The sequence below is a fragment of the Dorea sp. 210702-DFI.3.17 genome (assembly GCF_020560825.1).
GTDB lineage: Bacteria > Bacillota > Clostridia > Lachnospirales > Lachnospiraceae > Dorea > Dorea formicigenerans.
The window spans coordinates 1-14,272 of the sequence record NZ_JAJCNB010000029.1 but is presented as its reverse complement, the minus strand read 5'-3'; the positions used below and the strand labels follow the sequence as shown (position 1 = coordinate 14,272).

At 39.2% G+C, this 14,272-nt stretch carries 13 protein-coding genes and 1 pseudogene; 10 read left to right on the top strand and 4 right to left on the bottom strand.

The window, feature by feature from the left end; all coding sequences use genetic code 11:
- Positions 1-56 precede the first annotated feature (56 nt).
- The 6 genes from cdaA to LI149_RS11940 are packed head-to-tail and all read left to right on the top strand — an operon-like array spanning position 57 to position 5,394.
- Complete coding sequence (gene cdaA / locus LI149_RS11965; RefSeq protein ID WP_227143411.1) at positions 57-929, top strand: diadenylate cyclase CdaA; 873 nt, start codon at positions 57-59, stop codon at positions 927-929.
- Positions 907-2,145: a YbbR-like domain-containing protein gene (locus tag LI149_RS11960; protein ID WP_005330491.1), complete on the top strand. Its 1,239-nt coding sequence runs from the start codon at positions 907-909 to the stop codon at positions 2,143-2,145. The genes cdaA and LI149_RS11960 overlap by 23 nt, the downstream gene beginning before the upstream one ends.
- Before the next feature lie 11 nt (positions 2,146-2,156).
- On the top strand, positions 2,157-2,420 hold the full coding sequence (locus tag LI149_RS11955) for an HPr family phosphocarrier protein (protein WP_117605898.1): 264 nt from the start codon (positions 2,157-2,159) through the stop codon (positions 2,418-2,420).
- Between the two features lie 4 nt (positions 2,421-2,424).
- Positions 2,425-3,957 carry an amino acid adenylation domain-containing protein gene (locus LI149_RS11950; protein ID WP_227143407.1) on the top strand — a complete coding sequence of 511 codons (1,533 nt, stop codon included), beginning with the start codon at positions 2,425-2,427 and terminating at the stop codon, positions 3,955-3,957.
- Positions 3,926-5,149 (top strand): alanine racemase, encoded by a 1,224-nt coding sequence (locus tag LI149_RS11945; protein WP_227143406.1) that lies wholly within the window; start codon positions 3,926-3,928, stop codon positions 5,147-5,149. The genes LI149_RS11950 and LI149_RS11945 overlap by 32 nt, the downstream gene beginning before the upstream one ends.
- Before the next feature lie 17 nt (positions 5,150-5,166).
- Complete coding sequence (locus LI149_RS11940) at positions 5,167-5,394, top strand: acyl carrier protein (RefSeq protein WP_005330499.1); 228 nt, start codon at positions 5,167-5,169, stop codon at positions 5,392-5,394.
- Positions 5,395-5,490: 96 nt separating this feature from the next.
- Here LI149_RS11940 and LI149_RS11935 read toward each other — a convergent pair whose 3' ends face one another.
- The gene (locus tag LI149_RS11935; RefSeq protein WP_005330501.1) at positions 5,491-5,871 is read right to left on the bottom strand and encodes a sporulation initiation factor Spo0A C-terminal domain-containing protein; all 381 of its coding nucleotides are present in this window, start codon (positions 5,869-5,871) and stop codon (positions 5,491-5,493) included.
- 92 nt (positions 5,872-5,963) lie between these two features.
- Between LI149_RS11935 and LI149_RS11930 the strand changes: the two genes are divergently transcribed.
- The 3 genes from LI149_RS11930 (at position 5,964) to LI149_RS11920 (ending at position 8,699) form a co-directional block, all read left to right on the top strand.
- Positions 5,964-6,302: a helix-turn-helix domain-containing protein gene (locus LI149_RS11930; RefSeq protein ID WP_227143405.1), complete on the top strand. Its 339-nt coding sequence runs from the start codon at positions 5,964-5,966 to the stop codon at positions 6,300-6,302.
- 152 nt (positions 6,303-6,454) lie between these two features.
- On the top strand, positions 6,455-8,284 hold the full coding sequence (locus LI149_RS11925) for a GBS Bsp-like repeat-containing protein (RefSeq protein WP_227143404.1): 1,830 nt from the start codon (positions 6,455-6,457) through the stop codon (positions 8,282-8,284).
- On the top strand, positions 8,238-8,699 hold the full coding sequence (locus LI149_RS11920) for a GtrA family protein (protein WP_330589674.1): 462 nt from the start codon (positions 8,238-8,240) through the stop codon (positions 8,697-8,699). The genes LI149_RS11925 and LI149_RS11920 overlap by 47 nt, the downstream gene beginning before the upstream one ends.
- Before the next feature lie 151 nt (positions 8,700-8,850).
- Here the strand turns inward: LI149_RS11920 and LI149_RS11915 are convergent, their stop codons facing one another.
- The 3 genes from LI149_RS11915 to LI149_RS11905 are packed head-to-tail and all read right to left on the bottom strand — an operon-like array spanning position 8,851 to position 12,985.
- Positions 8,851-10,374: a BCCT family transporter gene (locus LI149_RS11915; RefSeq protein ID WP_227143403.1), complete on the bottom strand. Its 1,524-nt coding sequence runs from the start codon at positions 10,372-10,374 to the stop codon at positions 8,851-8,853.
- Positions 10,375-11,235, bottom strand: coding sequence for an NTP transferase domain-containing protein (locus tag LI149_RS11910; RefSeq protein WP_227143402.1), 861 nt, complete (start codon positions 11,233-11,235; stop codon positions 10,375-10,377).
- On the bottom strand, positions 11,222-12,985 hold the full coding sequence (locus tag LI149_RS11905; RefSeq protein ID WP_227143401.1) for an NTP transferase domain-containing protein: 1,764 nt from the start codon (positions 12,983-12,985) through the stop codon (positions 11,222-11,224). Before LI149_RS11905 ends, LI149_RS11910 begins: the two co-directional genes overlap by 14 nt.
- Before the next feature lie 212 nt (positions 12,986-13,197).
- On the opposite strand from LI149_RS11905, the pseudogene LI149_RS11900 reads away from it, so the two are divergent.
- A pseudogene (locus LI149_RS11900) lies at positions 13,198-14,272 on the top strand (L,D-transpeptidase); the annotation flags it as partial.

Here is a 14,272-nt window from a genome sequence, read left to right as displayed (position 1 = left end):
AAATGGGAAGATAAATAATTATAGCAAAAGGGGGTGACCGGGTGAAACAGTATATTATGCATGTATTAGGAGCTGTCAGTCAGGAACTGTATTTTCCAGATGCTCATCTGACAGATATTATTGAAATCCTGATTTTGACATATCTGATCTATCAAATTGCAATGTGGCTGATCAATACAAAAGCATGGATGCTGATGCGAGGAATTGTTGTACTTGGTATCTTTGTATTGCTTGCAGCAGTTTTTAAGATGCATACAATTTTATTTCTGGCAAGGAATTCGGTAACGGTACTGGCTACGGCGGCAGTTGTAGTATTTCAGCCGGAACTTCGAAGGGCTCTGGAAAAGCTTGGGGAGAAGCAGTTCCTGAGTTCAATCGTACCATTTGAGACGAACAAAGAAAGCAGCAGGTTCAGTGAAGATACCATGGATAGTATTATTGATGCAGCTTACAATATGGGTCGCGTGAAGACTGGAGCACTGATTGTGGTGGAACAGGCAATACATCTGACGGAGTATGAAAGTACAGGAATTAAGATGGACTGTCTCGTATCCATGCAGGTACTGATGAATATATTCGAGCACAACACACCACTTCACGATGGTGCTATCATTATCCGTGGTGACAGAATTGTATCTGCGACAAGTTATCTGCCATTGTCTGATAACATGGGGCTTAGCAAGGAGCTTGGAACAAGGCACAGAGCAGCGGTAGGCATGAGTGAGGTCAGTGATGCTCTGATCATCGTTGTGTCTGAGGAGAACGGCAAGGTATCTGTAGCACAGGGAGGTGTGCTTGACCGGGCAGTAACGAGGGAAGAACTTCGCGAGAAGCTGACTTATATACAGAATAGAAAGCCGGAGAATAAGAATTTCCTGCAACATATATGGAAAGGAAGGAATAAAGATGAAAAAAGGACTGATGAATAATTGGGGCCTTAAGATATTATCCTTCCTCCTGGCAGTGATGCTGTGGCTGATTGTGGTAAATATCGATGACCCGGTAACAACCCAGACATTTAATAATATACCAGTAGCGGTAACGAATGCAGAGGTGCTTGCGGCGACCAATCAGACTTATCAGATTGAGGATGGCACGCAGAATGTCTCTGTGACAGTACGGGCGAAGAGATCTGTACTTAATAAGATAAAAGCAGATAATATAAAAGCGACTGCAGACATGAAAGAGCTGACGCTTCAGACACAGATTCCGATCAGCGTTGAGATTACAGGAGTCAACTATGAAAGTGTAGAAGTATCTCCACGTAATCTTCAGGTGAAACTGGAAGATGAAGAGACGAAGAAATTCCCGATTGTTCCAAAGACGACAGGAACCGTCCGAGATGGCTATACACTTGGAGAGATTCAGGCAGTGCCGGAGATGGTATCTATCCGGGGACCGAAGTCTGTCATTGATTCCATCAGTAAAGTCGAGGCATCTGTCAGTGTATCCGGATTATCTGAAGACGTTGTGACAAAATCAGAGCTTGTATTATACGATAGTGATAACAATGTGATCGACCAGTCACTTCTTGCCAATAACCTTGGTACGGAAGGTGTATCTGTCAGTGTACAGGTGCTTGAGACGAAGAGCGTTAAGGTTGAATTTGATACTTCACAGATTACAGCAGCAGACGGATATTCTGTCAGCGATATCAAGTATGAGCCGGATCATGTAAATGTGACCGGCAGAGCGGAAGAACTGAAAAAGTTGAAGAAGATCTCAGTTCCGGCATCGGCACTCAATATGTCCGGACTGACTTCTAAGACAGAGAAAGTTGTGGACATCACAGATTATCTTCCGGAAGATATTTCACTGACAGATGAAAATGCCGGATCTGTAGTTGTGACTGTAGGAATTGACAAAGATGGAACAAAATCTTATGATATTTCTATGGGAGCCATCAAGGTAAATAACCTGGCAAATGGATTATCATTAAGCTATGAATCAGCAGATGTACTGGAGATTCAGATCCGCGGGCCGGGAGATATACTGGATCAATATAAGATTAGTGATAATGTAAGCATTGATCTTAAGAACTACCAGACGGCTGGAACTTATACAGTCCCGGTAACGGTAGGCGTTCCGGATGGCTGTGTGCTTGAGAGCACGGTATCTGTAAATGTTATATTAGAAGAGAAATAAGGAGCAGAGCTATGGTAAGTCAGAAAGTAAAAATCACAAATCCAACAGGACTGCATCTGCGTCCGGCTGGAATTTTCAGCAATATTGCAAACAAATTTGAGTGTCGGATCACATTTGAGTATGAGAATTCTATTGCCAACGCCAAGAGTGTACTAAGTATCCTTGGTGCCGGAATCAAATCAGGAGATGAGATTCTGCTGATCTGTGAAGGGGAAGAAGAAGAAAAAGCATTAAAAGCAATGATAGAAGCTATAGAAAGCGGGTTAGGGGAGTAATAAATTGATTCGAAATATTTTATGCTATGCAGAGGAGTCTGCCCGGAGATTTCCGGGTAAGACTGCCTTTGCAGATGAAGAGACAGCGTGCACATACGACGAACTGATCAAAAGTGCCAGAGCAGTAGGAACAAGACTGGGGAGGGAAGTAACTCCTGGGAAACCGGTTCTTGTACTTATGGAAAAAGGCGTAAAAGCTATTTATGCATTTATGGGAATCGTATCTGCAGGCTGTTTTTATATTCTGTTGGATCCGAAACTTCCGACAGAACGTCTGAGATCAGTGGTGGATACATTACAGGCAGAAGTCCTGTTGACGGATCCGGCTTATGATAAACCAAGAGAGCGTCTGGAATTTGACGGCAAAGTCATTATGATGGAAGAGGCACTTCAGACACAGGAAGATGCGGAGTATCTTGATAATGTAAGAAAACAGAGCCGGGATGTGGATCCGCTCTACGCAATCTTCACTTCCGGTTCCACTGGTGTGCCAAAAGGTGTAGTTGTAAGCCACAGATCAGTCATTGACTTTATAGAAGAATTTACGAGATTATTCAACATTACAGAACATGATGTTATTGGAAATCAGGCACCATTCGATTTTGATGTGTCGGTAAAAGATATCTACTCTACTTTAAAATGTGGAGCAACTATGCAGATCATTCCAAAGAAGTTTTTCTCATTTCCGACAAAACTTCTGGATTATCTGGTCGAGCGGGAAGTAACGACTCTGATATGGGCGGTCTCTGCACTATGCATCATATCCACATTAAAAGGATTTGATTATAAAGTGCCGCAGAAGATCCGTAAAGTTATATTCAGTGGAGAAGTCATGCCGGTGAAGCATCTGAACATCTGGAAGAAATATCTTCCGGAAGCTATGTATGTGAATGTTTACGGTCCGACTGAAATTACATGTAATTGTACGTATCATATTATTGACCGTGAGTATGAACCAGGAGAAAATCTTCCGATTGGAAGATCATTTCCAAATGAAAAGGTATTTCTCTTAGATGAAGAAGACCGGGAAGTGACAAAACCTGGAGAAAAAGGAGAAATCTGCGTATCCGGTACTGCTTTGTCACTTGGATATTACAATAACCCGGAACAGACGGCAAAAGCATTTGTGCAAAATCCATTGAATCAATCTTATCTGGAGCCAATTTACCGGACAGGAGATCTGGCATATTACGGCGAAGATGGGAATCTGTATTTCGCATCACGAAAAGATTTCCAGATCAAGCATATGGGACATCGCATTGAACTTGGAGAGATTGAGACTGCACTGGAGACAGTGGAAGGACTAGGTCGGAGCCTTTGCATGTATGATGAGGCAAAGGGAAAAATTCTTGCATTCTATGAAGGAGACCTGGAAAAGAAACAAATCGTCCGGGCAATCGGGACAAGACTTCCGGGATTCATGATTCCGAATGTATTTGTGAAAGTAGAAGAATTTCCACTTACGAAAAATGGAAAAATCGACCGTAAAAAACTGGAGGAAGCTTATGAATCAGGAAATCTTACAAGCTTATCTTAGACAGGAAGAGACTCCTGCGTATATCTTTGATCTGGATATGTTAAAATCCAGAGTTCAGATGATGAAAACGATACTGGGCGAACGGGCAGAAATCTGTTTTGCAATGAAAGCCAATCCATTCCTGATCGGACCGTTAAAGGATACGGCAGACAAATTCGAGGTATGTTCCCCAGGAGAATTTCACATTTGTGAGACAGTCGGAATTCCAATGGAGAGAATTGTACTGTCCGGTGTGAATAAGGAAAAATGCGACATTACCCATGCGATGCATACTTACGGGAATGCAGGCGTGTATACAATCGAATCCAGGAAGCATCTGGAGCTTTTGGAAATGTGTGCAAAAGAAGAAAACATTACGATTCATGCACTGATCCGTGTGACAAGTGGAAACCAGTTCGGCATAGATGAAGAAGAAGTTTTTGATATTGTTTCTAAAAAGGACTACTACCCGCATGTGCGAATTGAAGGGATTCAGTGCTATTCCGGTACTCAGAAAAAGAAGTTCTCTAAGATTGAAAAAGAGCTGCACTGGCTGGATGACATACTTACCCGTCTGAAAGAAACATGCAATTATGATGCTGAAGTTCTGGAATATGGACCGGGATTTTATATCCCTTATTTTGAAAATGAAGAAGAGGTAGATGATGAGTCATTGCTGCAGCAATTTGCAGATACGCTTGCGACATTAAAATTTCAGGGGAAAATCACTTTGGAAATGGGACGCTATATTGCAGCATACTGTGGTTATTACGTGACTCGCATTGTAGATCAGAAAATCAATCATGGACAGAATTACTGTATCGTAGATGGAGGACTGAATCATCTGAATTACTACGGACAGGCAATGGCTATGAAGATGCCGCATCATAAACACATTCCGGATGCTCCATCGGAGGCATCGGACGAACAATCAGAAGAACAATCAGAAGTTCTTTGGAACATCTGTGGCTCTCTATGTACGGTCAATGATGTACTGGTGAAACAGATGCCGCTGAAACAAGCAAAGATTGGCGATGCTCTTGTATTTGAACGGGTGGGTGCTTATTCTGTAACAGAAGGAATCTATCTCTTCCTGAGCCGGCGCATGCCAAGGATTCTGTTCTGGTCTGAAAAAGACGGATTTACAGAGGCCAGAAAAGCAACAGAAAGTTACCCGATCAACACGGAATGTACAGAAAAAATGAAAAATTAGAAAAGGAGATAATAACTATGGAAAAATTAATTGAGATTTTAGAGGACATTCAGCCGGATGCTGACTATGAGACATGTACAACATTGATTGATGATGGAATCCTGGATTCTTTTGCAATCCTGTCTATCGTAGGAGAATTGGAAGACGAGTTCGATGTATCAGTAACACCTGCTGACATTATTCCGGAAAACTTTAACTCAGCACAGGCACTTTGGGCTATGGTACAGAGACTGCAGGCTGAATAAGAGAATGAACTGGGACACGAGAATGACAAAAAGTACCATGTTGACACGAGAAAATGCCTGACATGGTACTTTTTTATGTTTTGCGATAACATTTTTTTATCGCAGGTAGTCCGGCCAGTCTTTGGCCGGATGATACATCAGAAAAGTGGAAAGGCTGGCTAAAAAGTCTCCGACAGATGGTCTTGCGGTCATGCGATATCCAACAACAATCTGGAATAAAAATTGGTTCTTCTCCCAGATGACTGCAATCATTGTACGGATATTCCGTTCAACGCAAGGAAGCGCAATTTCGCAGGATTCGGCAACTTTTGGGTAAAGTCTGGTGGTAAGAGATGTCAACAGCTGTTGGTCCGCCAGAACATATTGAAGAGCTGTTACGGCTGGCGTAAAGCCGGCATAGACCGGAGAAGCACCAAGAGTCCGAAGCAGCTGTTCAATATCCTGTGCTGAGACATCAGAACCAGATAAAGGAACCAAAAAAACCCCTCCTTTTCAACAAATCTCACCTTATTATAACAAAAACGAATAGGTATGCAACATTTAAACTAGAAAAAGAATAGTTCCGTATTATGAGACAAAATGTTATAATTGAAGCAGTGCCAGAGGATTTGGTTCATAAATTGACGAAAGAGAAAACAGGTGACAGCATGCAAGTAGGATTGAACATTAAGATTAAAAGAATCGGAAGAGGGTATACACAGGATGAGATTGCAGATGCCATCGGTGTCGCCCGTTCTACATACACAAGATACGAGTCAGACAAGAGACTGCCGGATATATACAAATTATGTGCACTGGCAGATTATTTTGATGTATCATTGGACGACCTGGTGGGAAGAGACTGGAAACCGAAAAAAGATCACAAAGGGCGGAACATTGCAATCAAACCACAGCCGAAATGTATATAAGGTAAGAGACGGAAACAGAATAAAGGCAGAGGGACATGATATCCAGTGATTGTAAAAAGACATTCACTGGATATGTTTTATTGCGGGAAAATACAGTGTGTGGTATAATCATGGAAGTTTAACAGGTGTTTGTGGAGTAGAAAGAATTTTATATGGAAAAGAATACAAAGGATAAAAAATGGTTAAAAATCACAGGTGCGGTGTGTTCATTTATTGTTATAATAGTAGCTGTTTTAATATGCTTCAGCATAAAATGGATGTTTGATACGTGGACGAATCTTTCGATGGAAGAGCTGGTCTATCATCTGACAGCACCGTTAGAAGGAACGAATGAAGAAATGATCTGGCAGTATGTCAGAGTTTGTGTGGTGCCGACCATTCTGATCATGGCTGGAATCAGCGCATTGGTAGTTTTTGGACGTAAGAAAGAAAAACCATATTGGAGAGTTATTGCCGGAGCAGTTGTTATCTCAGTTTTAGCGCAGACTTGTTCTGTATATGGAGCGTGGAAAAAACTGGACATAGGCGGCTATATGGCAAATCAGGGAGAAGTATCTACATTTATCGATGATAATTATGTGGATCCAAGAAGTGTGGAGATTACTTTCCCGGAGCAGAAGAGGAATTTGATTTACATTTTCCTTGAATCTATGGAAACAACTTACGCAGATACAGAGAATGGCGGAGCATCTGAGAAAAATGTAATCCCGGAGCTCACAACTCTGGCTCAGGAAAATGAGGATTTTTCCGGAAAAGATGACACGGCACTGAATGGTGGATATTCTATGCCGGGAACAACCTGGACTATGGGAGCGATGTTCGGTCAGACTTCCGGTTTGCCGCTAAATATTTCTATTGATGCAAACGATATGGACACGCAGGATAATTTCTTCCCAGAGATTATTACAATCGGTGATATCCTGGAAAGTGCAGGATATTCCCAGACATTGATGTTAGGTTCTGATGCAACATTTGGCGGGAGAAGAAATTATTTCACCCAGCATGGGGATTATAATATTAAGGATTATAATTACGCAATCGAACAGGGATGGATTCCGGAAGATTACAAAGTATGGTGGGGATATGAAGACCAAAAGTTATTCAGTTATGCGAAAGAAGAACTTCAGAATCTCGCTGCAGGCAGCGAACCATTCAATTTGACGCTTCTTACAGTAGATACACATTTTGAAGATGGGTATCCGTGTGAGATATGTCCAACTACATATGGGGATAATCAATATGCAAATGTTATGGCATGTTCAAGCAAGCAGGTGGATGAATTCGTAAAATGGATCCAACAGCAGGATTTTTATGAGAATACTACAATTGTAATTTCGGGAGATCACCCGACTATGGACAGTGACTTCTGCGAAGATGTAGATGAGGATTATACAAGAAAAGTGTACACCACATACATCAATGCAGAAGAGGATGCATTATCGTCACGAAGAGTATATACAACATTTGACAATTTTCCTACAACATTAGGAGCGCTTGGTGTTCAGATTGAAGGAGACAGACTGGGACTTGGAACGAATCTTTTTTCCTCTACACAGACACTGGTAGAACGCTATGGGATTGATATGGAAGAGTCCGAGCTTAAAAAGAAATCAGAGCTGATTGACAAGCTGGCAGATATAGATGAGAATAGTGAGGAACTTTTATTAAGACAAGGAAAAGTGCCAACAGGTGAAATAGCAGTCGGAGAGTATGATTATCATACCGCGGCGTTACCTGTTATTGTTTATAACATTGCAAATGATGACAGTATTGCATCTGTAACAGCAGCGGTTTGGCACAATGAAGATCAGAGTGATCTGCAATGGGTGGAGTTACCGCAGAACGAAGATGGGACATATTCGACAAATGTGAACATTGCCAATTTTAATTTTGTATTGGGAGAGTATCATATACACGTATATGCTGTAAACACAGATGGACAGCAGTATTTCCTCGGAGAAGGAATGGGAAGTGTGCAATAAAAAGATGAAAAATATAAAACAGTATTTAGACTTGACTTTTTGGAAATTTATTTTAGTTGGAATTATAAACACACTTGTGGGGACAACAGTAATGTTCGTAGCATATAATCTGTGCCATCTGAATTACTGGGTATCGTCAGCATCCAATTATGTTGTGGGCAGTATTGTGAGTTACTTTTTAAATAAATATTTTACCTTTCAGGATAAGAAAAAATCCTGGAGACAGGTGGGAATATTTGTAGTTAATATTACGATCTGCTACTTGCTGGCATATGGTCTGGCAAAACCATTTGTCAACTGGATACTCGCCGGACAAGCTACAGTTGTTCGTGATAATGTATCGATGTTGGTCGGAATGGGAGCATTTGTAGTGTTCAATTATTTGGGACAGAGGCTGGTAGTTTTTAAAAGATAAGTTTGTATTACATTATGAGGGAAAAGGAAAAGAGTAGACGAATTTGTTAAATAGTGTACTTATGATAAAAGAAATGGCCGCAAAAGCGGCCATTGTCCGGCTATTTTAAATTTTTAGTTGTTTCTGGGGTAGTGGAAAAATGAAGTGGTAATTAATTTTTACTTTTTGTGATATATTCTTTTATATCTTTGAAGAATCCAGCAATCATTATTATCATGATAATTCCAATCGGAAATGCTGAGATAATGCTGATGCTTTGTATATTGTTCATGGAACTTTCAGAGAAGACCAGTGCAATTGGAAGTACTATTAATAATACACACCACAGTAATTCAATTAGTTTATGAGGATGTTCATTTTCTCCAAGTTCTTTGTAGCTATAGCAAGCTGCTGTATAAGCAATTGAATCAAATGAGGTTGCATAAAATGCAATCATACATAAAACAGTGATTACAAGAATTACTTTTGAAATTGGCATTGTATCGATAATATTTAGTATCAATCCATAGAGATCACCATCTGTAGCATACTGTGCAATAAAATCTGTAGCTCCACTTGTCTGAATTCCGAGACCGTAATTTCCAAGTACAATAAAACTTACGATTGTTGAACCAACACCAAAAACATATCCTCCAAGAATTGTCTGTTTAATTGTTCTTCCGCGTGAGATATTTCCAATAAAAAACGGAGCAGCAACAGACCATACCATCCAGTAAGCCCAATAATAAATGGTCCAGTCTTGAGGAAAGTTATTTGTACGTTCCGGATCAGTATAGGTACATAATCCAATAAAATTCTGAAACATTTTTCCTAAACTTTGGAAACCATTCTCAATAATAAATTTTCCCTGTCCTCCAGTAACTAAAACAATTAGTAAAAGACCAAAGAAAAGGTAAATACAGAGTTTGGCTAAAAAGCTGATTCCCTTAAATCCATGCAATACAGCATATGTATATACAACACAGGTGATAAGAAGAATTATAATTGTAACAACAGTTCTACTAAGCGTAATGCCAAATAATTTTACAATAATTGCAGCTAAAAGTGGGGTGGCTACACTGAAAGTAGTGGCTGTACCAGCTAAAAGTGCAAACAATGCAAATAAATCAATGATACGTCCGAGAATTCCATCGGCCTGTTTTCCAATAATCGGGCGGCAGGCTTCAGAATAGCGCTGTCGATTTCTTTTTTTAACATGTAGCATAAATCCAAATACAACTGCAAGCACGAGATAAAATGCCCATGGAATAAAGCTCCAGTGAAACAGTGGGAAAACACCAGCCCATTCCGTGACTGAACCAAGTTCCTCAAGGTGAGGATTTGTTGCATACATGACCCATTCAGCAAATGAATAGAATAAGATATCTGCTGCCAGACCACATGTAAACATCATGCTTCCCCACACAAAAAAGGAATACTTTGGTTTTTCATTTGGCTCACCAAGAACTACATTTCCATATTTGGAAAAGGATAGGAAAATGGAAATCACTAATACACCTATACCAATAATTAAATAATAGATTCCCATTGTGTTCCCGAAGAAATATCGGACTTTGCTGATAATGTCATTTGATGCGTCTGGGAAGGCGAAGAGTACACCTGCCAATGCCATAATTATAATAAATGGCGCTAAGGTAATTAACCAGTCTATTCTACTGCTTTTTAATTTGTTCATTTAAATTTCCTCCAATTTCTGAGTGGCATAATAATATTTATAGTTCTGTCCAGCATGAAAGGTAAAACCCGCTGCTGCGTTATTTTTATCTTTAAAAGCTTTTATTTCTTTTATCTGCCCTTCGTTGATACCTAAATTAGTAGCAATTTTTTTTAATATTTCTGACCGGGTGTTTGTTGTGTACGACTGGTCAAAAATTCGAAGTTCATCCAAAGTATCGAATTCAAAAATGAAATCCGATGGATATTTACGAATCTTCATTTGAAGTTCGGCAATGTGTTCAATATAAATGGATTCCCACAGTTTATCAGCGGTTTCTGGATTGTTGTATTCATTTTCAAGGATTGATAAAAACTTTTTACTGAATTCTTGTGACCAAAATACATGACCAAGCATTACCCAAGAATTGTTACCGCCGACAACGACATTTTGTATTATACCGTCCTTTTCGGTGATGCACCATTCTTCAGTTCTTCCGTTTATGTACACTGCTGAATAGTAGCTGGCGTCAACGTCAGTTTCAAATGGATTTTCGAGAAAGTAATTATCGGAGGAACAGATATAGCTGTTTTTTAAATAATTTCTGGCGGCATAAATACTGGAATTATTGTTACGGATTAAATAATCCGGATTGTGAATGAGAATTACTTTATATTTTTCTTTCAGATATTCAAATTGTTCTGCCATATATCCGGTGATTATAACAATCTCTTCAATTCCAGCTTTTCGAAGTTGGCGGATCTGTCGTTCAATTAATATTTCTCCCCGGACTTCGATTAATGCTTTGGGTCTTTCAAATGATAACGGTGCAAAACGACTTGATGTTCCTGCTGCCATAATAATTGCATTATCTACCTTCATTTGTCTCCTCCATAAAAATTTTATAGTAATCTTTAGCATATCGATACTGGCGTAAAGAATATTCTCCAAAATCTACACCAAGGTTGCGTTTGTATTCACACCAGTTGCTCCAAAGAAGTCCACCAGCAGCGATGTAACAATAGATTTTAATTCTTGTTTCTTTGTTACAGCCTTCAGTAAAGTACATTCTGATTAATTCGTCAATCTGTTCTTTGTTATAAAGCGAATAGATAGCAAACATTGCGATATCAACATGAGGATCTTGCATTCCAGCATATTCCCAATCAATAAGTCGGATATCTTCCTGACCTTGGTCATCTGTGACAAACAGGAAGTTGTCAGGAACTGCATCAATATGAGTTAATACTTTTTTTGCAATATGTGCATCAATATAAGATTTTAGAGACAATACATTGTCTTTTGTTTTCTGATAATCTCTATAGATAGAAGGTTTCCCATTCCAGAGATTTTCATAAAAATTAATTTGACCAAAGATATCGAAATCATGGTCAACTGATAAATGCATTTCGTGAAATTGATGGAGCCGATTCATACATTTTTGCACATCATTTTGATCATTTGGATTACAAACTCTTGCGTGGTTTAAAAATTTTGTAATCTTATAACCGTTTTCCGGATTAATATATTCAATGTCATCACAGAGATGCTTATCTTGGATAACATGATAAACCTGTGCTTCTTCACGTCTGTTAATCAGCTGATCGGTTCCTTCACCTGGAATACGCATAATGTGTTTAAAACCACCACATTCAAACAGGAAAGAACGATTTGTCATGCCTTTTTTCAGGACGGTAATGTTTGTAATCTGTTCAGGCTCTGTATGGAGCGCATCAGCAGCAATTTGCAAAACATCAGATTGCAAGTGATTAGAATTGCTGTCCAATTCACGCAACTGCTCGAAAGTATTGATTTCTACAATATTAGAAGAGAGTACCTCCCTTGCCATAACGATCATCTTATCGTGGTCGTATAAGGTCTCTTCCCAAAAACTTCCATCATAGCGGGAATCTTTATCTAATTCTTGTAGTCGTTTCTGTACAATGGAAGCTTCATCTTTGAGCAAGTAACTGATACCAATCATGGAGTTTCCTCCGGAAGAAGGAGAAATAGTTGTTAATTCCATTTTGCGATTGATACGTACAGAACTGTCATTGTCTATTAAGTCACTGACCATGTACCAGGAATAAAGTTCATGCTTGGAAAATGGATTCTGATCACACCAAATATCACAAGGAACAATATATGAATTGGATAAATAATCAGATGCCAGTTTCAAAGAATGAAGATTGTTCTTCGAGGCATATTCTGAATTTACAACTAACTCTACATTATATTCATCTATCAAGTATTCGTATTGTTCTTTCATAAAACCTACAACAACATAGATATTGTGAATATTCACTTCATGGAGTTGTTTGATGAGACGTTCAATTAATGGCTCTCCATGTACTTCTAAGAGTCCTTTAGGAACTTCTGTATTGATTGGAACCATACGCATTCCAAAACCCGCTGCCAGAATAATTGCGTTTTTAGGCGCGGATGCATGTATCATATCCAAAGCCTTTTTGGTTGGCTGTATTTCTTCATTTATATACCCTTCCTGGAGTAAATTTTTAATAGATCGATTAACAACTCCGAGAGAGTGACCGGATGTTTCAACCAGTTTTCTTTGGTTTGTATAAGTAAAAGATATAATGCTGTTCAAAATATCACATTCTTGAATGTTCATGTACTAGCCTCCTTTATATAATATGAACAAAACTGATTTTACTATAAAAAAATGAGGATGTCAATAAATCATATGGTCGGAACTGCAGAAACACAGAAGGAAAACACAGAAGTTGTTGTATGAAAGTAGGTTAATCTTGAAAAGCATAAAAGTGTAGGATATAATGTATATAATTAAATAAAATGAACGGAAGATGAGAGGGAGGTAAGTGAATGAAAAGAAAGTCGATAATATATTTAGGAGTAGCGTTGATATCTTTTGTGCTGTTGAATGGAAATGTACGAGCAGAAGAAAACATTCAGCTGACAGATACAGATATCGAATCTATAGGAGATAACGATGCTGTGAAATCTGAAATGCACTTCGGTTGGTTATTAGTTGATTCGAAATGGTATTATTTTGAAGAGCCGAATATGGAACATCCAGGTGTAATGGTGAAAGATTGTGTGATGACAATTGGGGATGGTACATATTTTTTTGATTCTAATGGATGTATGTTAACAGGCTGGATAAGAAAACCGGAAGGTTGGTATTATGCAGATGAAAGCGGCCGAATGGTTAAAGGGTGGAAATATATAAATGGAGCATATTATTATTTCGATGCAGCTAATGAAGAGCATCCAGGATTGATGTTATGTGATGGAAAGTATGAAATAGAAGGAGACACATATTTCTTCGAAGGCGGCGGCTGCATGTTGAGAGGTTGGATAAGAGAACCAGAAGGATGGTATTATGCAGATGACAGTGGTCGGATGGCAAAAGGCTGGAGATATGTAAATGGAGCATATTACTATTTAGATGGAAGTAATCAGAATTATCCTGGTTTAATGTTATGTGACGGGAAATATGAAATAGAAGGAGAGGTATGTTTTTTTGAAGGTGGTGGTTGTGCACTAACAGGCTGGATAAGAGAACCAGAAGGCTGGTATTATGCAGATTCTAATGGACGGACAGCTCGAGGCTGGAGATATGTAAATGGAGCATATTATTATTTAGATGGAAATAATCAAGAATACCCGGGGTTAATGGTTTGCGATGGAAAATATGAAATAGAAGGAGATACATATTTCTTTGAAGGCGGCGGTTGTATGCTGACAGGCTGGATAAGAGAACCAGAAGGCTGGTATTATGCAGACCCAAGTGGACGAAGGGCTCAAGGTTGGAGATATGTAAACGGGGCATATTATTATTTAAATGGAAACAATCAAGAATACCCAGGGTTAATGGTTTGTGATGGAAAATATGAAATAGAAGGAGATACATATTTCTTTGAAGGCGGCGGTTGTA

What these genes read in the sequence shown, in the direction of transcription:
- LI149_RS11925 (WP_227143404.1), top strand. Translation starts at nt 6,455, where the DNA reads ATGGAAAAGAATACAAAGGATAAAAAATGGTTAAAAATCACAGGTGCG.
- LI149_RS11955 (WP_117605898.1), top strand. Translation starts at nt 2,157, where the DNA reads ATGGTAAGTCAGAAAGTAAAAATCACAAATCCAACAGGACTGCATCTG.
- LI149_RS11930 (WP_227143405.1), top strand. Translation starts at nt 5,964, where the DNA reads ATGAGACAAAATGTTATAATTGAAGCAGTGCCAGAGGATTTGGTTCAT.
- LI149_RS11910 (WP_227143402.1), bottom strand. Translation starts at nt 11,235, where the DNA reads ATGAAGGTAGATAATGCAATTATTATGGCAGCAGGAACATCAAGTCGT.
- LI149_RS11905 (WP_227143401.1), bottom strand. Translation starts at nt 12,985, where the DNA reads ATGAACATTCAAGAATGTGATATTTTGAACAGCATTATATCTTTTACT.
- LI149_RS11945 (WP_227143406.1), top strand. Translation starts at nt 3,926, where the DNA reads ATGAATCAGGAAATCTTACAAGCTTATCTTAGACAGGAAGAGACTCCT.
- LI149_RS11940 (WP_005330499.1), top strand. Translation starts at nt 5,167, where the DNA reads ATGGAAAAATTAATTGAGATTTTAGAGGACATTCAGCCGGATGCTGAC.
- cdaA (WP_227143411.1), top strand. Translation starts at nt 57, where the DNA reads ATGCATGTATTAGGAGCTGTCAGTCAGGAACTGTATTTTCCAGATGCT.
- LI149_RS11915 (WP_227143403.1), bottom strand. Translation starts at nt 10,374, where the DNA reads ATGAACAAATTAAAAAGCAGTAGAATAGACTGGTTAATTACCTTAGCG.
- LI149_RS11920 (WP_330589674.1), top strand. Translation starts at nt 8,238, where the DNA reads ATGGACAGCAGTATTTCCTCGGAGAAGGAATGGGAAGTGTGCAATAAA.
- LI149_RS11960 (WP_005330491.1), top strand. Translation starts at nt 907, where the DNA reads ATGAAAAAAGGACTGATGAATAATTGGGGCCTTAAGATATTATCCTTC.